Origin of the sequence: Eggerthella sp. BIOML-A4, assembly GCF_009875575.1 — a bacterium.
Classification (GTDB): domain Bacteria; phylum Actinomycetota; class Coriobacteriia; order Coriobacteriales; family Eggerthellaceae; genus Eggerthella; species Eggerthella lenta.
The window spans coordinates 219878-240812 of record NZ_WWRX01000008.1; the positions used below are offsets into that span (position 1 = coordinate 219878).

A 20935-nucleotide genomic window follows, 5' to 3' on the forward strand; every position below is an offset into this window, starting at 1 on the left:
ATGACCACTAGTTAGCTCAAACTAACAAAAGCAGTCCGCTCGAACACCCGCGCACGACGGGCCTTCCTTCGTGCGCCCGATTTCCACCAGCCCGGCCCGACGGGCCCACCCGAAAGGAGAGCAGCATGAGCACCGAGAAAACCATCGACACCACCCGAGGCGCACGCGGGCGCGCCTCCAAGAAGAGCATCGCAACCCGCGACGTCATGACCGTCGCGGCCATGATGGTGCTGACGTTCCTCGTATGCATGGTCACGGGACCCCTGACCATGCCGTTCCCGTTCGTGTATCTGTACCTGTGCGCCGGCATCCAGATGTTCCTCTGCGCGACGTTCTACCTCGTCGTGGCGAATCGCCTGAACAAGCATGGCGTCTTCCTCGTGTGGGGCATCGTGTACGGCACGGTGCTCGCGCTTTCAGGCTACGTGTTCCTGCTTCCCTACTTCGCCGGCGTCGCGGCGATCTGCGAGCTGGCCATGATCGGCAAGGATGCGTACCGCAGCCCCGTGCGCAACACCGTCGGCTGGACCATCTGGGCGGTCGGCATGGTCATCGGCAATGCCGTGCCCGTCTGGGCTGCGTGGGACGCCTACGTGGCGAAAGCGACGACCGACGGCTTCACCGCCCCGGTTCTGACCATGCAGCTCGACCTGCTGTCGAACCCGCTGCACCTGCTGGGCGCCTGCGCCATCACCGCCGTGCTGGCCGTGCTTGGATGCCTGTTCGGCAACCGCCTGCTCAGGAAGCACTTCAAGAAGGCGGGTATCGTGAAATGAGCGGCGCCGTGCACCCTGCCGCGCCAGCCGAGGCCGCTCTGAGCGCGCCGACCCGTCGGGACGGGGCAACCCGGCAGCACGCCCGCATCCGCGAGGTCAACGTCCTCTCGTTGCTCGCGATCATCGTGTGCACGTGCGCCGTGACCTTCCTGTCCACCAGCACGATGCTGCACGTCGCGTTCACCTGCGCCCTTTTCGTGCTCATGGCCGCGATGGGCTTCGCAAGGGCCGGCGCCGGGTTTCTGCTCGCGTTCGCGGTGACGCACGCATGGCTCGCCCTCAACGTGCGTTTCGACATCGGGTTCCCCTCGCCCATGGCGTTCACCTTCGTCCTGGAGATGCTACCCCTCCTCATGCCGGTGTACCTGCTCGTGCAAGCTCCCTCGGGAAAGCTGATGGCAAGCTTGCGCCAGCTGCCCATCCCCTCCCCCGTGCTGCTCGCCGTCATCGTCATCCTGCGCTTCATGCCCACCATGCTGTCCGAGCTGGCCGACGTGCGCGACGCCATGCGCACCCGCGGCTTCCTCCGCTCGCCGGCGCACGTCTTGGCGCATCCGCTCGCAACGCTCGAGTTCGGCGTGGTGCCCATGGTGTTCCGCTCGCTCACCATCGCCGACGAGCTGGCTTCATCCTGCATCGTGCGCGGCATCGAGAGCCCCTGCGCGAAGCAGAGCTACTATGCGCACGGCATGCGGATCGGCGACGGAGCGCTCATGGCGGGGTTCGCGATCGCCTCGATCTTGATCGTGGTGGGGTGAGCGACATGATGCCGAACCACGACCCGCAGGCGCCGGCCATCGAACTCGCGCACCTGACCTTCGCCTACGAAGGCTCCGCTCCCCAGCTCGAGGACGTGAACCTGACCGTCCAACCCGGCGAGGTGGTGGTGCTCACCGGGCCCTCGGGCGGAGGCAAGAGCACGCTGACCCGCGTGGTCAACGGCCTGGTGCCGTCCTTCTACGAAGGCGAGCTGACCGGGACGGTGCGCCTGTTCGGGCGCGAGGTCGACGACATCCCTTCGTGGGAACGCGGGCTCGCGGCGGGCAACGTGTTCCAAGACCCCCGCAGCCAGTTCTTCGCGAACGAGGTGGCGGGCGAGATCGCGTTCGGGTGCGAGAACTACGGGCTCGATCACGAGCTGATCGTCGAGCGCGTGCACGGGGCGGCAAGCGAGCTGGACATCGCCCCCTTGCTCGAGGAGAAGGTGCGCCTGCTGTCGTACGGCATGCGCCAGCGCGTGGCCATCGCCTCCGCGAAGGCCATCGACCCGCCCCTCTACGTCATGGACGAGCCCTCCGCCAACCTCGACCACGAGGCCACCGAGCAGCTCGGCAACCTGATACGCGCGCTCAAGCAGCAGGGAAAGACCGTGCTCCTGGCCGAGCATCGCCTGTACTATCTGCGCGGCATCGCCGACCGCATCGTCTACCTCGCCAACGGCCGCATCGCCGACTCGTTCACGCCTGCGGAACTCGTCGCCCTCGACCCCGCGCGCATCGAGGCCCTCGGGCTGCGCAGCGCGAACCTCGAGGGCCTGACCGCACCTGCCAGGAAACGGACCTGCGCGGCCCCGCACGTGCCGCCGCTGCTCGAAGTCGAGGGGCTGCGCAAGTCCTTCGGCGAGCGGATCGTGGCCGACGGTGTGAGCTTCGCCTGCCGCCCCGGCGAGATCGTCGCCGTGGTGGGCCCCAATGCCACCGGGAAGAGCACGCTGGGAAAGCTGCTCGCCGGCCTCGTGAAAGAGGACGGCGGCACCGTGCGCGTGGAGGGGAAGAAGCTCGCGTCCGGACGGCGCCGAGGACGCATATGGTACATCATGCAGGATCTGGACAGCCAGCTGTTCGGCGAAAGCGTGCGCGACGAGCTGCTGTGCGGGCAGAAGGCAACGCCCGAGCGGACGGCCCGCGCCGACGAGGTGCTCGATGCGCTGGGCCTGGGCGCGCTTGCCGACCGCCACCCGGCAACGCTTTCGGGAGGGCAGAAGCAGCGGCTCGCCCTGGGCGTCGCGCTCATGCACGACGCCTCCGTCATCGTGCTCGACGAGCCCACGAGCGGTTTGGCCGGAAAGAGCATGCGCTCCGTCGGCAGGCAGATCGAGAAGCTCGCGCACGAGGGCCGCGTCATCCTCATGATCACGCACGACGTGGAGTGCGCGGTTGCCACGTGCGACCGCGTCCTGCACCTGCGCGACGGGCGGGTCGCGCAGGACGTCCCCCTCCGCGACGCCGAAGAGCTGCTCGCCGCCATGCGGTGACCGCGCCATCCGATTCCAACGCCCCTACCCCATCGAGAAAGGGGGTGCGACCATGCACCCGGAAGAGAACGCCCGCACCCAGAAACGCCCCGAAGCCGAGCAACCCGCCAAGCGGCGCTCCGGCATGGCCTACCTGCTCCACCTGGCAGGACGCTACCGCCTTCATCTGGCGCTGTCTGCGCTGTTCAGCGTGATGAGCGCCCTGTGCTCCTTCGTGCCGTTCGTCATGGTGTACCAGGTGCTGCTGTTCCTCATCGAGGGGAACGCCGACGCGGGCGCGGCGCTCCAGTACGGCATCATCGCCGCCGTGGCCATCGTGGGCAAGTTCGCGTTCGCCATCGCCTCGGGCGCGTGCTCGCACATCGGGGCCTTCAACACCCTGTACCAGGTGCGTGCGCAGATCAGCCGGCACATCGCGAAGGTCAACCTCGGGTTCTTCGATCAAACGACCTCGGGCGCTCTCAAAAAGGTGATCATCGAGGACGTCGAGCGCATCGAGAAGTTTCTCGCCCACCAGATCCCCGACATCGTCGCCGCCGCCTGCACGCCCGCCATCATGTTCTGCTACCTGCTCACCTTGAACGTGCCCATGGCTCTGGGCATGCTGGTCCCCGTGGTGCTGGGCGTTGCCGTGCAGCTGTTCGCCATGGCGGCCACCGGCAAGCAGATGCCCACGTACCACCGGCTGCTCGCCAAGCTCAATGCGGCCATCATGCAGTTCATCAACGGCATGCCCGTGATGAAGGCCTACCGTCTGGACGCGAAAGGCTACCGCGAGTACGCCGACGCCGTCACCGAGTACAACGAGTTCTGGAAGCAGTGCACCAAGAGCCAGGGCTACTCCTACGGCGTGTTCGTGGCCATCGTGGAAAGCGGCATCCTGTTCGTGCTGCCTTTGGGCGGCGTGCTGTACCTGCAGGGCTCCCTTTCGGCCGCCGACTACCTGTTCTTCATGATCATGAGCATGGTGTTCCTGTCCAGCCTCCTGAACCTGCTCACGTTCGCCATGACGTTCAACCAGATCATGAGCGGCATGGAGCGCATACAGGACATCATGGACCTGCCCGAGGCTTCCGAAGGCACGCTCGCGCTCGATCCGGCGAAACCGCACGCGGTGGCGTTCGATCACGTCACGTTCGGCTACGGCGCCGCCGAGACCAACGCGCTCACCGACGTCAGCCTCGATCTGCCCGCCGGCAGCCTGACCGCGTTCGTGGGCCCCTCGGGCGCCGGCAAGACGACCGCAGCCCAGCTCATCCCCAAGTTCTGGGAAACGCGCCAAGGCGCGGTGCGCATCGACGGGCATGCCCTGTCCGAACTGCGCACCGACAACCTCATGGATCTGGTGTCCTTCGTGTTCCAAGAAGCCTTCATGCTCGACGACACCCTGTACGAGAACATCAGGCTCGGCCGACCGAACGCCACGCGCGAGCAGGTGGAGGCCGCCGCGCGGGCCGCGCAGATCCACGACACGATCGAGGGCCTGCCGAACGGCTACGACACGTTGCTGGGAGAGAACGGCGTCAAGCTGTCCGGCGGCGAGCGGCAGCGCGTGTGCATCGCTCGCGCCATCTTGAAGGATGCGCCCATCATCGTGTTCGACGAAGCCACCAGCTTCACCGACATCGAGAACGAGCACCGGATCCAGCTTGCGCTCTCGCACCTGCTGACGAACAAGACCTGCATCATGATCGCCCACCGCCTGCACACCATCGTGCATGCGGACCAGATATGCGTGTTCGACCACGGCCGCCTGCGAGAACGAGGAACGCACGATTCCCTGATCAAGCAAGACGGCGCCTACGCCCGCATGTGGGACGCCTACACGCACCGCACGGAGAAGAAGGAGTCGCTGGCATGATAACGCTCATCAAAACCGTCCGAACCGTAGCGGGCGACAAAGCCAAGACCCTCGTGCTGCCCATCGCGCTTTCCTGCGCGGACTCGCTTTTGCACATGGGCATGTTCGCCGTCATGATCGCAGCCATCATCAACCTCGTCGCCGGCGCGTTCAACGCCGAGCTGCTTGCGTTCTACAGCGGCGCGCTCGTCGTGCTGTTCGTCGTGCGCGCCGCGCTGTACGTGACGAACTACGCCCAAACGCAGTTCCGGGGCGCGGACATCACCGCCGACCTGAGACTCTCGATCGGCAACCACCTGCGCAGGCTGAACCTGGGGTACTTCGACAAGAACAGCATCGGCCAGCTCGCATCGGTTCTCACCACCGACGTGAGCGACTTCGAGCAGACCATCACCACCTCGCTGGCGAGCTTCTTCAAGGTCGTCTGCTTCAGCGTGCTCGCATGCGCGTTCGCCTTCGCCATCAACTGGCTCTACGGGCTGATCATCCTCGCGATCGTCGTCGCCTCCCTGCCGCTTGCGCGCCTGGGCGGGCGCGCGGCAAGCAAGGGCGGCGTCCGCTATCGCGAAAGCGTCCACGCGGTCATATCCCGCATCATCGAGTACATCAACGGCATCAAGACGTTCAAGCTCTACAATCTCACCGGCCGGCGCTTCGAGCGGCTCGACCGCAGCTTCGCCGATTTGAAGCGCGAATCCATTCGCATGGAGCTGTCCATCATGCCGTTCTCGGTGCTGTTCTCCGTGGCCACCTCGCTCATCGTTCCGCTCGGGCTCGTGGCGGGCACGCTCATGTTCATGGACGGCCAGCTCGACGCGCCCCGCCTCATCGCGGCGGTCATGATCGCCGTATCCATCTCCAGCATGATGACCACGCTCGGCGTGATCTACCCCGAGCTGAACTACCTGGCCAAAGCGGCGGAGGGCATCGAGCGAATACAGGCCGAACGCCCCCTTGCGTACCGCGACGGCAACCCCCGTTTCACGAGCTTCGACGTGCGGTTCGACGATGTGCGGTTCGGATACGCCGACGGCAAGGAGGTGCTGCACGGGGTGACGTTCACGGCGCAGCCCGGGACGCGCACCGCGCTCGTCGGGCCTTCGGGCAGCGGGAAGACCACCGTCATCAGCTTGATCTCGCGGTTCTGGGATGCGAGCAGCGGCAGCGTGCGCGTAGGCGGGCACGAGGTGCGCGATATCGCGCCCGACGCGCTGGCCGAGCAGGTGGCCGTCGTGTTCCAAGACGTGTACCTGCTCGCCGATACCGTGGCGAACAACATCCGCGTGGGCAAGCCGGATGCGACGCAGGAGGAAGTGGAAGCGGCCGCCCGCGCCGCGCACTGCCACGACTTCATCGAGGCGCTGCCGCAGGGCTACGACACCCTGGTGGGCGAAGGCGGTTCCACGCTTTCCGGCGGCGAGAAGCAGCGCATCTCCATCGCGCGAGCGCTCATCAAGAACGCTCCCATCGTGCTGTTGGACGAGTCGACCTCGAGCCTGGACGCCGACAACGAGCACGAGATCAACCGGGCGCTCGACGTGCTCATGGCGGACAAGACCGTCATCGTCATCGCCCACCGCCTGGACACCGTGGAGCGCGCCGATCAGATACTGGTGCTGGACGACGGTCGCGTACGCGAGCGGGGCACCCACGACGAGCTGCTCGCGCAGGGCGGCTGGTACGCCCACGCCATCGCCGAACAGGAAAAAGCCCGCAGCTGGACGGCATAAGAAGCACAGGAAAGCGGGGGGGCAAAGCGCCGCGCTCCCTCGGCAACCCTCGTATCACCCCTTCGCCAACAGCTCTCTCACCGCTTGCAGGTCGCCCTCCACGACGGCTTCGGCGGCTATGCGGCCGGCTTCCACGCGAACGGCCTTGTCGCAGGCTTGGCCGATGAACTCCAGGTCATGGGTGACCACGAGCACGGCGCGGCCCTCGTCGGCCAACCGGCGCACGAGCGCCGCCACCGTGCGCATGCTGCCCAGGTCGAGCCCGCTCGTGGGCTCGTCGAACACGAGGAGGCGCTTGCCGGTGGCGATGCAGGCCGCCACGGCGAGGCGCTGCTTCTGGCCGCCCGACAGCGTGGCGGGGTGGCGCTCGGCGTACGCCGCCAGCCCCAGGCCGTCGAGCACCTCGTCCACGCGCGCGGCGTCGGGCGCCTCAGCGTCCGTCAGCCCGAAGCTCACTTCGGTGCGCACGCTGTCGGCGAACAGCTGGTAGTTCACGTCCTGGAACACCATCGAGCAGGCGCGCAGGCGTTGCTTGGGCCCTGCGGGTTCACCGTCGATCGTCGTCGTGCCCGCGCTTTCCCGATGCAGCCCCACGATGGTGCGGCACAGGGTGGACTTCCCCGCGCCGTTGGCGCCCACGAGCGCCGCCACTTCGCCCTCGCGCAGGTCGAGGTCGACGCCGTGCAGCACCTCGCGCTTGCCGTACGAGGCGTGCACGCCGCGCAGGCGCACGAGGGGCGCCCGCGGCTCGCGCGCATCGCCCGGCGCCCGCCGCTCGCGCGCCCGCTCGTCGGCCAAAGCGCGCACCCGCAGCCCCAGGTCGCGCACCTCCGACGACGGCAGCGCCCGAAACGTCGCGCCGTCGAAGCGCCGCGCGATGCGCCCCTCCTCCATGACCACCACCTCGTCGGCCACGTCGGCCAGCCACCACAGGCGATGCTCGGCCACGAGCACGGCCGCGCCCTGCGCCTTCGCGTCCAGCAGGTAGCGCCGCAGCGCCGCGATGGCCGCTTCGTCCAAGTTCGACGTCGGCTCGTCCAGCACGAGGTTCGCCGGATGGGGCGCCCACGAGCTGGCGTACGCGATGCGCTGCTTCTCGCCGCCCGACAGCGAAAAGATGCTGCGGTCGGCCAGCTCCTCCAACCCCAGCTGGCGGATGGTATCGTGCGTGCGCTCGCGTATGCGCTCCTCGGGCCACGCCATGCTCTCCAGCGAAAACGCCACCTCGCCCGTGGAATCCACGTTGAAGAACTGCGTGCGCGGGTTCTGGAACACCGAGCCCACGCATGCGGCCACCTCCCAGCTTTCGAGGTCGGCCACGTCGCGCCCGTCCACCAGCACGCGTCCCTCGAGCGTCCCCGGGAAGAACGAGGGCGCCAACCCGTTCGCCAGCCTCGTCACCGTGGTCTTGCCGCAGCCGGACGCGCCGCACACGAGCACGCACCGGCCCGCCTCCACGCGCAGGTCGATGCCGCGCACCCCCTCGGGCGCGCCCGCGCCTTCCGCAGGCGCGCGGTACGCGAAGCTCACATCGTCAAACTCGATCATCGTCTCGACCTCACTTCCCCACGCCCAACAGGCTGCACGCAAGCGCCGCCACGACCACGGCCACGCCGGCGGCCACCAGCAGCCCGTCGGACGCGCGGAACTCGATATGCGTGTAGCACGTGCGCTGCGCCGGGTTCTCGATGCCGCGCGCCACCGAGGCCATCGACAGCTCGTCGGCCACGTTCGACGCGCTCATCATGAGCGGCACGTACAGGCACTCCACCGTCATGCCCGGTCGACGCAGGAATCCGGCCAGGCTGGCGTTCACGCCGCGCATGCGCATGGCGTCCGAGATGAAGCGCCAGTCCTCGCGGATGGCCGGCACGTAGCGCAGCATCACGGCCAGCGGGATGGTCACCTGGCGTGGCACGCGCATGCGCGAGAACGCGCTCATGAACTCGTTCACGTGCGTCGTGGACACGATGACGGCCGCCAGAAGCCCGCACGGGAACACCTTGCGCACCAGCATGAAGAACGACGACAGCATCGTTTTCAGCACGCCGGTGTCCAGCTGCGCCGTGGCCAGCATGCACGCCATCATCACCGCGTACAGCCCCAGCATGCCCAGCGCGAGCCGCCCCTTCCCCAGCGCGATGCCCAGCGCCACGCTCAGCAGCATCAGGAGCGCCTCGAACCACAGCCCGGGCGACAGGAACACCGCGACGGCCCACAGCAGAAGCAGCGCAAGCTTGGCCCGCGGATCGGGCCGGAACGCGCGATCGATCATGCGGTGACGCCCGCCTTCTCGAACTGCTTCTTCAGCAGACGGCGACCCACCAGCGCGCTCACCAGGGCGCACACCAGCGTCAGCGCGATCATGCCCGGCAGCACCCAGCCCGCGCCCGTGGACACCATCGTGTCGAGGTACGCCTGCTCGGTGCCCTTCCCGGCCAGGTAGGAGGTGTAGCCCGACGGATCGATCCACAGCATGAGGTAGGACCCCATGGGGTTGAGCGAGAACACGAGGAAGCTCACGAGGTTGAGGTTCTTGTTGCGGAACCGGCCCGCGCCGGCGATGAGGTCGGCCACCACGCCCAGCACGACGAGCGCTACCGCCCACAGCCAGTACATGCCCGTCACGAACATGATGAGCCCCTCCACCACGCCCAGGATGATGATGGGGCCGTGCTTGGGCACCTTCGCCACCAGCAGCAGGTAGATGGGGCCGGTGAGCAGGGCCGCACCCGCCGGCATGAGGAACGTCAGCACGGGGTTCGGGGCGAACAGCATGCTGCCCACCATCATGAACACGAAGTACAGGGCGATGAACACGCCGCACGTCACCAGGTCGCGGGCGGTGAGCCCCTTCTTGTCGGATTGCATGGCTGAACGCATGACAGACCTCCTTCTGATTCATTTTCATGCGGAAAAGATAGCCTCGGTTAACAATGGTGTATCATACGCGGAGGGGCGGAAACGACGTCGCGCATGCGCGCCCGCGCGTCCGAACGTCGCACCGCCGCGTCCGATCGTCGCACGCGGCACGCCCCTGCGGCGCACGTCCCTGCGGCCGACCGCCGCGCCGCCGCGAGCAACCGCATGAAGGAGCAGAACCCATGGAGCACCGCCCGCCCTCGCACGACATCATCCACGCCCCGTCGCTCGAGCAGATCGGCTTCGAGGAATATGAGCCGCCGGAGGGCTTCTGCCCCCTGTGGCGCTCGTACCGGGGCGAAGGCGAAACGTCCGGCAGCTTCCACATCCTCGCACCCTCCGATCGCTGGCAGATCGCCATCCACGACTTCACGCTGCTCCACGACACCGTCATGGAGTTCGAGCTGCCCGAATACCTGAGCGTGGCCTGGTACGAGTCCATTTCGGGAGAGGAGTTCACGCCGTATCGGCGGCTGCGGGCGAAAAGCATCTGGGGATTCTACAGCGGCGACGGGGGCTGGCGCGGGCTCGTGCACGGCGGCGTGCCCGTGAAGGCCGTGTCCATCGAGGTGCGGCCCGAGATGTCGCGCGCGTACCTGGAGCGCGAGTACGACGGGCAGTTCGAGCGCGTGCGCGACGCGTTCGCCTCGCTGAGCGACGACGGCGACTCCCCCGAGCTGCGCGCGCTGCTGGCCGGGCTGTGGCCCCGCCCGGGCGACGAGCATCGCAGCCAGCTGTATTACGAGGGCAAGGTGTTCGAGGCCATGGGGCTCATCGTCGAGCGCACGAAAGCGCGCCGGGACACGTCGGGACGCGCCGTCGCGCCCGAGGACCGCGAGCGCATCCAGGCCGTGGCGCTGTACATCGACGACCACTGCGCGAGCGCGCTCACGGTGGACGACCTCGCGCGGGCCGCATGCATGAGCCCCACAAAGTTCAAGGAGTGCTTCAAGGCGGTGACCGGCTCCACGCTCACGCGCTACGTGCAGAGCCGCCGCATCAGCCAGTCCGAGGGGCTGCTGCGGATGCCCGACCTGTCGATCGAGCAGGTGGCGCACGCGGTGGGCTACACGTGCGCCAGCCGTTTCAGCGAGCTGTTCCGCCGCGAGACCGGCCTGCTGCCCAGCGAGTACCGCCGGGGACTGGAGCGGTAGGAGGCGCGGCGGCCGGGGCGGAGCCGCTAGGACGCCGCGGGCATGGGCGCGTCCTCCGCGGGCGCAGGAGCGACCGCGTCGTCGCTCGCGATCCGCCAGCCCTCGGCGCGCCGGCGGATCTCCACGAAGCGGCGGTACGTGCCGCCCTCGGCCATGAGCTGGTCGTGCGTGCCCCGCTGCGCCACCGTGCCGCCGTCCACCACGAGGATCTGGTCGGACGCTTCCACCGTGGCCAGGCGGTGCGCGATCACCACGACGGTCTTGCCCGCCGTCAGCTGGCCGATGGCCTGCTGGATGAGCTGCTCGTTCTCCGGGTCGACGCTGGCGGTGGCCTCGTCGAGGACGACGATGGGCGCGTCCTTCAGCAGCGCCCGCGCGATGGAGATGCGCTGCTTCTGGCCGCCCGACAGGCTGCTGCCGCCCTCGCCCACCACGGTGTCGTAGCCCTGCGGCAGCTCCTCGATGAAGCCGTGGCAGCACGCGCGCTTCGCGGCGGCCACCACCTCGTCGTGCGAGGCGCCGGGGCAGCCGAACGCGATGTTCGCCTCCACCGTGTCGTTGAACAGGTACACGTTCTGGAACACCATCGAGAAGTTCGCCAGCAGGCTGTCGCAGGTGAACTCGCGCACGTCGTGGCCGCCCACCCGCACGCTGCCGGCGCTCACGTCCCAGAAGCGCGCCATGAGGTTCGCGATGGTGGTCTTGCCCGAGCCGGACGGGCCCACGATGGCGCACGTGGTGCCCTCGGGTATGGCGAAGCTCACGTCGTGCAGCACCGTGCGCGCCTCGGGACCTTCGTCGTAGGAGAACGCCACGTCCTCGAACGCGATGTCGAAGCGGTCGAGGTCGAGCGCGCGCCCGTCCTCGTCGATGAAGCGCGCCTGCTCGATCTTGTCGAGGCGGTCCAGCACGTCGTTCAGGTCGCCCAGCATGTGCGCCGAGTCGGCCACGCCCTCCACGCCGCCGAAGATGGTGAACGAGAGCAGGGCGATGGCCAAGAACATCCACAGCGGCAGCGTCCCGCCGAGGCACGCCCAGGCCGCGAAGCCCACGAGGGCCACGCTGGCCAGCTTGAGCGCCACGAGGTGCGCCACGTTGAACGGCGTGAAGCCGAACTCCACGTCGACGCGGGCCTTCTTCGCCTGGGCGCACGCCGCGTACATCGGCTGCAGCGCGGAGCTGCCGCGGCCGTACGACTTCGCCGTGCCCAGCCCGCGCGCGAACTCCACGATGGCGCCGGACAGGCGCTCGGAAGCCTCGTGCGTGGCCGGCGTGAGCTTCCGGCTGCGTCGGTTGATGCCCGCCAGCGCGAGCGCCGACAGCCCCACGCCCGCCAGCGCCGCCAGCGCGCAGCGCCAGTCCATCACGGCCAGAAACGCGATGACGGCCGCCACCGACACGTAGCCGTTCACCACGGCGTCGATCATCTTCATGCCGTTCAGCTCGAGCATGCCCAGCTCGGTGGTGGTGGTCGCGAGGATGTCGCCCGTCTTCATGCGGGAGAAGTAGCCCAGCGGCACGCGCTTGAGGATGGTGCCGATGCGGATGCGCACCTCGGGCGCCACCTCGTAGCCGATGCTCTCCTGCAGACGGTTCTTGCCGTACGAGAACGCGAACCGGGCGGCGATGCACGCGACGATGGCCGCCAGCGACAGCCACACCGCCGACGGGTCGAGCGTCGAGACGCCGCGCGCGTCGTCCACCACCTGCGCGAGCATCCACGCGGCCAGCATCACGGGGGCCGCCGTGGCCCACGTCATGAAGAACGAGCACACGCAGCCCAGGTACAGGTTGCGCCGGTACGGTCCCGTCCACGCGATGATGCGCTTGAGCGCTTTAAGCATCGAGGGCCTCCTTTCGGGAAACGGCAGACCACGCCTTCGCGCACACGTGAGCCTGCCACATGGACGCGTAGAGCGGGCAGGCGGCAAGCAGCCGGTCGTGCGTGCCGTGCGCGACGATGCGCCCGTGATCCACCACCGCGATGTCGTCGGCCGCCGCCACGGTGGACAGGCGGTGCGCGATGACCAGCAGGGTCTTGCCGCGCGTCAGCCGGGCGATGGATTGCTGGATGCGCTCCTCGTTCTCCGGGTCGGTGAAGGCCGTGGCCTCGTCGAGCACCACGATGGGCGCGTCCTTGAGGATGGCGCGGGCGATGGAGATGCGCTGGCGCTCGCCGCCCGACAGCGCGTGCCCCGCCTCGCCGGCCGGCGTGTCGTAGCCATGCGGCAGGCGGCCGATGAAGTCGTCGCAGCAAGCGGCGCGCGCGGCGGCCAGCACCTCGTCGTCGGTGGCGTCGGGCTTGCCCATGCGGATGTTCTCGCGAAGCGAGCAGTCGAACAGGTAGTTGTCCTGCGCCACGAAGCTCACGAGCTGCGACAACTGGTCCAGCGGCATGTCGCGCACGTCCACGCCGCCCACGCGCACGGCGCCCGCGCCCACATCCCAATGCCGCGCGATCAGGCGCGCCAGAGTGGACTTGCCCGAGCCCGACGGCCCCACGAGCGCGCAGAACGACCCGCGCGGCACGCGCAGGCTCACGTCGTGGAGCACCTCCTCCCCGCTCTCGTAGGAGAACGACACGTTCGCCAACTCCACGCCCTCGTCGCGCACGGCCGCGCGCTGCGCAGGCTCCGGCAGCTCGGGCAGGTCGAGAAACTCGCTCGCGTCGGCCACGGCGTACTCCATCGCCTTCGCCTCGTTGAGGAACGATGACAGCTTCATGAGCGGCGCCACCACCGCCAGCGCCAGCACGAACTCCAACCCCAGCTCGGCCGGGGTGACGTCTCCCGCCAGGTACAGCGCCAGCCCGACGGGCAGCACGCCCAGCAGCGTGGTCGGCAGGATGGAGAACGCGAGGTTCATGCTGACCCAGGTGGCCTTGAACCAGCCCAGGGTGAAGTCCTTGAACGAGCGGACGGCGTTGGCGTACTTCTGGTAGGAGTTCGAACCCTGGTTGAACGCCTTGATCACCTGGATGCCCTCCACGTACTCCACCATCACGCTGTTCACATGGTTGCCCTCGGCCATGTAGGCGGCGTACATCCTGTTGTACGCCCCCAGGCCGCTTGCGAACACGACCAGCCCGATGGGCACGGTGACCAGGCACGCAAGCGCGATGCGCCAGTCGATGAGTGCCATCCACACCGCGATGGCAGCCGCCAGCAGCACGTTGCCCGAAAGCTCGGGGATCATGTGCGCCAGCGGCACTTCCACGCCCTCGATGCGATCGACGAACACGTTTTTGATCTGGCCGATGCTTTTCGACGCCGCGGTGCCGAGGGAGGTCTTCATGAGCTTCTCCACCACGTCGTCGCGCAGCGATTCGAGGATGGTGTACGCGGACACGTGCGAGAGCAGCGTCGATGCGCCGAACAGCACCTTCGACGCCACGTAGCCCGCCGCGGCCGCGCCCACCCAAGCCAGCACGGCACCGCCGTCGGGCGCGGGGGCGATCACCTCGTCGATGATGCGGTACACCGCGTAGAACGGCACGAGCCCGGCCGCCACGCTGGCCACCGAGCACAGCAGCGAGACCGCCATCTTCCCCCGGCAGCGGCCGGCGTACGAAAGCAGCACGGCCAGCCACGATGCCTTCGCGGGCGTTTCTGTCACAGGAGCCACCAAAACCACCTTCTCAGTTGGGAATGCGAACGCTCCTGACTATACGGCTCCCAGCAGGCACGTTCCGCTCCATCAAGCCAGCCCTGTTCCAATCAGGTGGGAAGTTATCTAAGACTTACCTCTCTCTACGGCGCGAGACATCCGATAGGCACAACATGCACACCGTCCAAACGCGTGTAAGCGAACCCTCCAGTACCCACCACCACAGCGAGGAAAGCGGGGGCATCGATACCTCCCGCTTCCATCTTTCTAGCGAAACGAATCAAGTTCGCAGCCGCTTCATCCTCTTGATCGGCCCCGAGCTTCACTTCGATAGCGGCATAGCCCCCGTTGTCGAGCTCGATTATCGAATCGATCTCCAAGCCCGAATTGTCACGATAATGGCACAGCTGACCCCCCAGGCTCTGCGCGTACACATGCAAGTCGCGCGCCGCCATGGTCTCGAAAACGAACCCGAACGTGTTCAAATCGCTCTTGAGCTTATTCGGCCCCGCCTTCAAGCTTGCAGCCGCAAGGGAGGGGTCGGTAACGTGGCGTTTGGGCGTGGTTCGCAGGCGCGTTGCCGAACGCAATTCCGGCCGCCATGCAGGCTGCTCCCATATCATGTAGATGCGCTGCAAATAATCAACGTACGCGAGAACTGTCGATCGCGACAATCCGTTCGCATCGACGCTCGAAACGTCTTTCTGAATGGTGGACATGCTCGTCATGGTGGCCGTATTGCGAGATAAGGAGCGCAGCAGCACCTCAAGCTTGGCAGGCGAGTACCGCACGCCTTCAAACTCCACATCCTTGCCGCCGACGATGCTTTTTATGTATCGCCGTGCGATGAGAGCACCGTCCCCCGGATCAAGGCCAACGGCGCGGGGCCATCCACCGCGAACAGCCAATGCGATGATGTCGTCAAGTTTATGGGAAGAGCGCCCTCGTATCTTTTTCCCGGGATTGTCGAAAAGCTCCTCGAGCGACACTTCGGCCGTCGAGTCGCCCGACTCGAACAGGGTCATCGGCCGCATATCGATGCTGACGATTCGCCCGGTTCCGCTGTGCACGGTGTCCTTGAGAAGCGGTTGCGCCGAACCAGTGAGGATATACCGACCAGGCTCGGGCGCACGATCCACCGAGGCGCGTACCGCATCCCATACGCCTGGCGCAGCCTGCCACTCATCCACAAGGAGCGGATGGTCGCCTTGCAGCACGGAATCCGGATCGAGCCGAGCAAGTCGACGCGTCACGTAGCCATCCGAGGGGTCGGCGATGTACACCTCGTCGACGCTCTGATTGAGTCCTGCCCATGTTTTGCCGCACCACTTCGGCCCACGTATCTCCACGGCACCGAACAACTTGAGGCAACGCGCAAGTTCTGCATCGATAACGCGAGGTCTATACCCCGTGGGTGTGAGCGTCATGGAAATCCCTCCGAAACCGACGGCAATCAAGTATTTCGCAATGAGTATATCATACAAATAGCAAGTTACAAATCAGTCAAAAAGCAACTTGTTATCGCGCTATCGCACGTACCTTGCGCGGTCGCGGCGGTGGACGGTGGGGGTTTGGCCGATCACGGCCTTGAAGGCGGCGGTGAACTTGGAGGGGCTGTCGTAGCCCACGGCCAGGCCGATGTCGGCCACGCGCAGGTCGGTTTCGCGCAGAAGCGCGGCGGCGCGCTCCATCCGGAAGGTGCGCAGGTACGCGTACGGCGGCAGGCCGTACACCCCCTTGAAGCAGGTCTTGAACGCCGTGGGCGGCAGATCGAAGCGGTCGGCCAGCTCGTCGATGGTGTGCTCGACGGTGAGGTCGGACACCATGAAGTCGCGCGCCGCCTTCACCTTCTCCACCTGCGCGCGGTAGAAGTACGGCCGACGCTCGCGCACGGGGCCGGGATCGAGCACCTGCAGGAACAGCAGCAGCTCCAGCACTTTGAGCTGGAAGTACGTCGCGCGGATCTCGTCGGGCACGGAGTACAGCTCGCAGAAGATGTGCTCCGCGCCCGGTGCGTCGTGCATGATGAAGGGGTCGCCGCCGCGGCAGAAGCGATCGCGCAGCGCGCGCAGATCAACCGGGAACCCGCCGAGCGCTTGGGCGATGGAGCGCTCGGCGCGGGCGAGGTCGAAGGACACGGTGATGCCGCGGTAGTGACCCAGCGGCAGGACGAACATGCCGGTATGGCGGGAGCGGTCGTCTATCTTGAGGTCGCCGGACGCCACGTAGGAGTAAGCGCCGCCCGCGACGGGCTGCTCGATGCGCCCCTCGCGGCAGTGGTCGATGCACAGCATGTCCGGGCCGGCCACGAACCCCGAATCGTACGCGTCCAGCCGGAAGTCGTTGAACGAGAGTCCCACGCCGTCGAACACCTGGCAGAAGGCCATGGATCCCTCGCCCGTGTCGTTCTTCACACGGAGCACGGCCCCTCCCGGCCGCTCCTCCACGACGCCTTCGCCACCCGCCATCACGCACGACAGCACATCGCCCGCCTCGCCCATCGATCAGCCCGCCTCCAATTCGTACGCGAAATCGCAGCTGCGGCTGAGGAATTCGCAGTCGTGCGTGACCACGACGATGCAGATGTTCCGTTCAGCCAGCCCTTTCACCAACCGGCTTACCTCAACCATATGCCCGAAGTCAAGCCCGCTCGTCGGCTCGTCCAACAGCAGCACCTCCCGCCCGGCGAGCAGGGCGCAGGCCACGGCCAGCCGCTGCTTCTGGCCGCCGGACAGCGCCATGGGGTGGCACGCCTCCAGATGCTCCAGGTCGAGGGCCGCCAGCACTTCGTCCACGCGAGCCGCGTCGACGCCGCCCGCCGACAGCTCGCACTCCCCGCGCACGCTGTCGCTGAACAGCTGATGGTTCACGTCCTGCATGACGAGCGAGCACCGGCGGCGGCGCGCGCGGGCATCGAGCGGTGCGCCGTCGAAGCGCAGCTCCCCCTCCGTCGCGCGCTCGAGGCCCGCCATCGCGCGCACGAGCGTCGACTTCCCCACGCCGTTCGCGCCCGTCACGCCCACCACCGCGCCGCGCGGGACGTCGAAGCTGACCGGGGCGAACACGCGTCGCTTCTTGCGCAGGCTGGCGAAACCGCGCAGCGACAGCCCGCGCTCGAGCGCACCCGTCGCGCACGCGGGGGCCGCCGGGCACGTCACGGCCATCGCGACGGCGGGGTCGACTGCGCGCAGGCCCAGGCGGGCGCGCTCCTCCTCCGACAGCGCGCGCAAGTCCTCGGGCGAGAACTCGCGCGCGACGCGGCCCCCTTCGATGAGCACCGCGCGATCGATGAGATCGGCCACGAAGTACAGCCGGTGCTCGGCGACGATCACCGTCTTGCCGCGCGCGAGGATGGCGGCGATCTGGTCGTGCAGCACGCGGATCGCGCGCGCGTCGAGGTTCGCGGTGGGCTCGTCCAGCACGTACACGTCGGGGTCCATCACGTCCACCGAGGCGAACACGAGGCTCTGCTTCTCGCCGCCCGACATCTTCGTCACGCCGCGGTCGAGCAGGTGCTCGACGTGCAGCGCCCCCACCGTCGCCCGGATGCGCTCCTCGATCGCGTCGGCGTCGACCCCCGCCGCCTCCAGGCCGAACGCCAGCTCATCGTTGGAGGTGAGGTTGAAGAACTGCGATTTCGGGTTCTGGAACACGCTGCCCACGTGCCGCGCGAGCTCGTGCATGGCGCAGCGCGCCGGATCGAAGCCGCACACCTCCACCTCGCCCGTGCGCTCGACCCCGGGCTCGAATTGCGGGATGAGGCCGTTGATCAGCTTCGTCACCGTGGTCTTTCCCATGCCCGAGCGCCCGCACAGCAGCACGCATTCGCCACGGCGCACGGTGAGGTCCACGCCGTCCAGGATGAGCGCGTCGCCGGCCCCGCGGCAGGACGCATCGCGCAGGCGGACGACGACCGGCGCCTCGTCGCCGCGCGCCGCGGCGCGCCCGCCGCCGCGCGCCTCAGCGCACTGCCGAGCCGCCGCCATCAGTACGCCCCTCCCCACAGCGCCACGACCACGACCGCCGCCGCGGACGCCGCGAGCACCGCCCAATCGGCGGCGTGCATGCGCAGCCGCTCGGTGTCGGTAGAGCGCACCGGGTTCTCGATGCCCCGGCAGGTCGCGGCGCGCGACAGCTCGTCGGCCGTGGTGGTGGCCGACATGATGAGCGGCACCACGAAGCATTCCAGCCGCTCGGAAGCGGGGATGTCGCGCAGGCGCATGGCGTCGCGGATGTGCGCCATCTCGTCTTTGAGCGCCGGGAAGTAGCGCATGGTCACCGTGAGCGGGATGAGCACCACCTGCGGCACGCGCAGGCGCTCGAGCGCGGCCGTCAGACGGTGCACCGAGCATTCGGCCACCAGCAGCGAGCCCACCATGAGGCACAGGAAGATCTTGCGCGAGAACGTGAAGCTGATGGTGAACATGGTGGCTGCAACGCCTCCGACGTGCGGGAACACGAGGTTGAGCACCGCCCACAGCACCGCGTAGCCGCCCGCGAACGCAAGCGCCATCCTCACGTGCCCCGTCAGCGCCTGCAGCAGCGCCACGCCCAGCACGAGGCCCAGCTCAACCGTGAGGCTCTTCGACATGAAGGCCACCACCGACGCCGCCAGCAGCACGCCCATGATGGTGCGCGGGTCGAGGTCGAGCACGCCGGAGCGCGGCGCCCGGCCCAGCACGCGACGATCCTCGAGCGCGTAGGTGGCCTGCATTAGACGAGCCCCGCCTTCTCGAAGTGCTTCTTGAACAGGCAGCGCGCGATATACGCGCCCGCGAGGCCCGCCACGATGGTGACGGCGAACATGGCGATCAGCATCGGCGTCGTGGACAGCGCGTCAAGCGACGCCAGGTAGTCGGCGCCCATACCCTGCTCGGCGATCTGGGAGACGAACGAGTCGTGGAACACCCACAGCGGCAGGGGGCTTCCGCACATGCCCAGGCCGAACACCGCGTACGCCACCGCGTTGCCGAGGAAGCTGCGGTAGCGCGCAACCGCGCGGATGACCTCGGCGACAACGCAAGATGCCGCCATCATGGCCAGGATGAGCGGCGTGAACATGCCCGTCGCGAAGTAGATGAGCGCCACGATGAGCCCCATGATGACGACGGCGCCGGGCTTTTGCACCTTCGCGCACATGAGCATGAACGGGATGCCCGCGAACAACCCGTCGAGCGCCGGCATGAACACCCACAGCGCCGGATGGATGCCACCGCACAGCATGAACACGAACTGGATGACGAAGTAGATGGCCGTGAAGATGCCGATGTTGATGAGGTCGCGGCCCTTGAGCACCTTCCCCTCGCTCGGGGAAGGTGCCGGGCTCGCCGTCGATGCGACGCTGCTTGCCATGAAGGTCTCCTTACTTGTTAGCCAAGGGTTACTTATATCGGAGACAGTATGCGGCAACGGGGCAGACGGTTCTAGTCCGATCGGGCAGCGCTGTTCCATTCGGACGGGAAACTTTCGCGCGTCATGGTGCGCGCCTGCTCAAGCCACGTGCGGCGGTCGGCCGGCGTGCTGTCGGCAACGACGCGGAACATAACCCGATCGAACGTGGTCACGCCGCAGAAGTCGCAGATGCAGTCGCGCCACAGCCGCTGCAGCGGATCGCCGAAAGCTTCGAGCTCGCGCGCTTCCGGCGTGTTCGACGTGTTGAACACGAGCACCGCGCGGGCTTTCAGCAGGCCGATGGGCAGGCCGCCGCCGGAATCGCCCTCGGCGAACCCGTAGGCCACGCCCTCCCGCAGCACGCGGTCGACCCATCCCTTGAGGATGGCGGGCGGCTGTCCCCACCAGTTGGGATGCACGACGACGATGCCGTCGGCCTCCTTGATCTCGCGTTGGTGCAGGGCCGTCAGATCGTCGGCCGGCACATCGCTGACCAGCTCGGACGGGGGAATCACCGGGTTGAAGCCCTCCGCGTGCAAATCGTGGAACGCCACCGCATGGCCGTCCTCCTCCAGCGTTTGCACCACGGTCTGGGCGATGGCCGCGTTGAAGCTGCCGTCGTAGGGATGCCCCAGGATGACCGAAACGTTCATGCCGTCCTCCGGTAGATGGCGCAGTTGTTGGGGGTTTCGTACAGGTCCACCTGGGACACGGGGAAACCCTGCTCCGTCAGCCGGTCGCAGACGTAGCGCGCCAGGTTTTCGGCGGTGGTGCGGAAGGGCAGGACGGTCAGGCTGAAGCCCTCGGCCTCGAGGGCGGCCAGCGTCGTCGCGGCCAGCGAGCCCTCTTCCACGAGGAAGGTGTGGTCCAGCTCTTCGGCCAGGTCGCGCACCGCGCGCTTGAACACGCCGAAATCAACCACCATGTCCTTCATCGTGCCGTCGGCTTGCAGGTCGGCGACCTCGAGGTACACCACCGCTCTCCACCGGTGGCCGTGCAGGTTCTCGCACTTGCCGTAGTAATCGGTCAGGAAGTGGGCCGAGTCGAAGCTGGCCTCGGTTTTCAATCCGTACATGATGGCTCCTTTGCATGGCCGCTGTGTTCGCCGTCATGATAGCACACTCCCACGGTCGCACCCCACCTGTGCGCATAGAACGAATGTTTCACGTGAAACATCGGGAAAGGGGCCGGGCGTCCGCGGTGGCGGGCGCGGTGGGGGGGCAGGGGGCCGGGAGCGGGCC

General features: G+C 67.5%; 18 protein-coding genes. 6 read left to right on the top strand and 12 right to left on the bottom strand.

The annotated features are described in order from the left end of the window. Window positions 1-125 precede the first annotated feature (125 nt). From GT613_RS09520 to GT613_RS09540, 5 genes are read left to right on the top strand one after another with little or no spacing between them, the layout of a single operon-like run. Window positions 126-776: an MptD family putative ECF transporter S component gene (locus tag GT613_RS09520; protein ID WP_009305933.1), complete on the top strand. Its 651-nt coding sequence runs from the start codon at window positions 126-128 to the stop codon at window positions 774-776. Beyond that, window positions 773-1534, top strand: a complete 762-nt coding sequence (locus tag GT613_RS09525; protein WP_009608071.1) for an energy-coupling factor transporter transmembrane component T — start codon at window positions 773-775, stop codon at window positions 1532-1534. Before GT613_RS09520 ends, GT613_RS09525 begins: the two co-directional genes overlap by 4 nt. A 5-nt stretch (window positions 1535-1539) precedes the next feature. After that, on the top strand, window positions 1540-3030 hold the full coding sequence (locus GT613_RS09530; protein ID WP_161172603.1) for an ABC transporter ATP-binding protein: 1491 nt from the start codon (window positions 1540-1542) through the stop codon (window positions 3028-3030). Window positions 3031-3082: 52 nt separating this feature from the next. After that, on the top strand, window positions 3083-4891 hold the full coding sequence (locus GT613_RS09535; RefSeq protein WP_015759917.1) for an ABC transporter ATP-binding protein: 1809 nt from the start codon (window positions 3083-3085) through the stop codon (window positions 4889-4891). Beyond that, window positions 4888-6621, top strand: a complete 1734-nt coding sequence (locus tag GT613_RS09540) for an ABC transporter ATP-binding protein (RefSeq protein WP_009607971.1) — start codon at window positions 4888-4890, stop codon at window positions 6619-6621. Before GT613_RS09535 ends, GT613_RS09540 begins: the two co-directional genes overlap by 4 nt. Before the next feature lie 54 nt (window positions 6622-6675). On the opposite strand, the gene GT613_RS09545 is transcribed toward GT613_RS09540, so the two are convergent. From GT613_RS09545 to GT613_RS09555, 3 genes are read right to left on the bottom strand one after another with little or no spacing between them, the layout of a single operon-like run. Next, window positions 6676-8169 carry an ABC transporter ATP-binding protein gene (locus GT613_RS09545; protein WP_009608063.1) on the bottom strand — a complete coding sequence of 498 codons (1494 nt, stop codon included), beginning with the start codon at window positions 8167-8169 and terminating at the stop codon, window positions 6676-6678. 10 nt (window positions 8170-8179) lie between these two features. After that, a complete protein-coding gene (locus GT613_RS09550; protein WP_009305927.1) occupies window positions 8180-8896 on the bottom strand; it encodes an energy-coupling factor transporter transmembrane component T in 717 nt (238 codons plus the stop codon). After that, a complete protein-coding gene (locus GT613_RS09555; protein WP_009305925.1) occupies window positions 8893-9504 on the bottom strand; it encodes an MptD family putative ECF transporter S component in 612 nt (203 codons plus the stop codon). The genes GT613_RS09550 and GT613_RS09555 overlap by 4 nt, the downstream gene beginning before the upstream one ends. A gap of 221 nt (window positions 9505-9725) precedes the next feature. Between GT613_RS09555 and GT613_RS09560 the strand changes: the two genes are divergently transcribed. Next, complete coding sequence (locus tag GT613_RS09560) at window positions 9726-10697, top strand: helix-turn-helix domain-containing protein (protein ID WP_009305923.1); 972 nt, start codon at window positions 9726-9728, stop codon at window positions 10695-10697. Window positions 10698-10723: 26 nt separating this feature from the next. Here GT613_RS09560 and GT613_RS09565 read toward each other — a convergent pair whose 3' ends face one another. From GT613_RS09565 to GT613_RS09605, 9 genes are all read right to left on the bottom strand, one after another. Continuing rightward, window positions 10724-12541, bottom strand: a complete 1818-nt coding sequence (locus GT613_RS09565) for an ABC transporter ATP-binding protein (RefSeq protein WP_009305920.1) — start codon at window positions 12539-12541, stop codon at window positions 10724-10726. Beyond that, window positions 12534-14321, bottom strand: coding sequence for an ABC transporter ATP-binding protein (locus tag GT613_RS09570; protein WP_009305919.1), 1788 nt, complete (start codon window positions 14319-14321; stop codon window positions 12534-12536). The genes GT613_RS09565 and GT613_RS09570 overlap by 8 nt, the downstream gene beginning before the upstream one ends. Before the next feature lie 125 nt (window positions 14322-14446). Then, on the bottom strand, window positions 14447-15730 hold the full coding sequence (locus GT613_RS09575; RefSeq protein ID WP_009305917.1) for an ATP-binding protein: 1284 nt from the start codon (window positions 15728-15730) through the stop codon (window positions 14447-14449). 99 nt (window positions 15731-15829) lie between these two features. Further along, the gene (locus tag GT613_RS09580) at window positions 15830-16804 is read right to left on the bottom strand and encodes an AraC family transcriptional regulator (protein WP_009305916.1); all 975 of its coding nucleotides are present in this window, start codon (window positions 16802-16804) and stop codon (window positions 15830-15832) included. A 3-nt stretch (window positions 16805-16807) separates the two neighbouring features. After that, the gene (locus tag GT613_RS09585; RefSeq protein WP_009608148.1) at window positions 16808-18289 is read right to left on the bottom strand and encodes an ABC transporter ATP-binding protein; all 1482 of its coding nucleotides are present in this window, start codon (window positions 18287-18289) and stop codon (window positions 16808-16810) included. After that, window positions 18289-19017, bottom strand: a complete 729-nt coding sequence (locus GT613_RS09590; protein WP_009305913.1) for an energy-coupling factor transporter transmembrane component T — start codon at window positions 19015-19017, stop codon at window positions 18289-18291. Before GT613_RS09590 ends, GT613_RS09585 begins: the two co-directional genes overlap by 1 nt. Continuing rightward, a complete protein-coding gene (locus GT613_RS09595) occupies window positions 19017-19655 on the bottom strand; it encodes an MptD family putative ECF transporter S component (protein ID WP_009608046.1) in 639 nt (212 codons plus the stop codon). Before GT613_RS09595 ends, GT613_RS09590 begins: the two co-directional genes overlap by 1 nt. 71 nt (window positions 19656-19726) lie before the next feature. Further along, window positions 19727-20347: an NAD(P)H-dependent oxidoreductase gene (locus GT613_RS09600; RefSeq protein WP_009305909.1), complete on the bottom strand. Its 621-nt coding sequence runs from the start codon at window positions 20345-20347 to the stop codon at window positions 19727-19729. After that, the gene (locus GT613_RS09605) at window positions 20344-20769 is read right to left on the bottom strand and encodes a 6-carboxytetrahydropterin synthase (protein ID WP_009305907.1); all 426 of its coding nucleotides are present in this window, start codon (window positions 20767-20769) and stop codon (window positions 20344-20346) included. Before GT613_RS09605 ends, GT613_RS09600 begins: the two co-directional genes overlap by 4 nt. Between the last annotated feature and the right edge of the window lie 166 nt (window positions 20770-20935).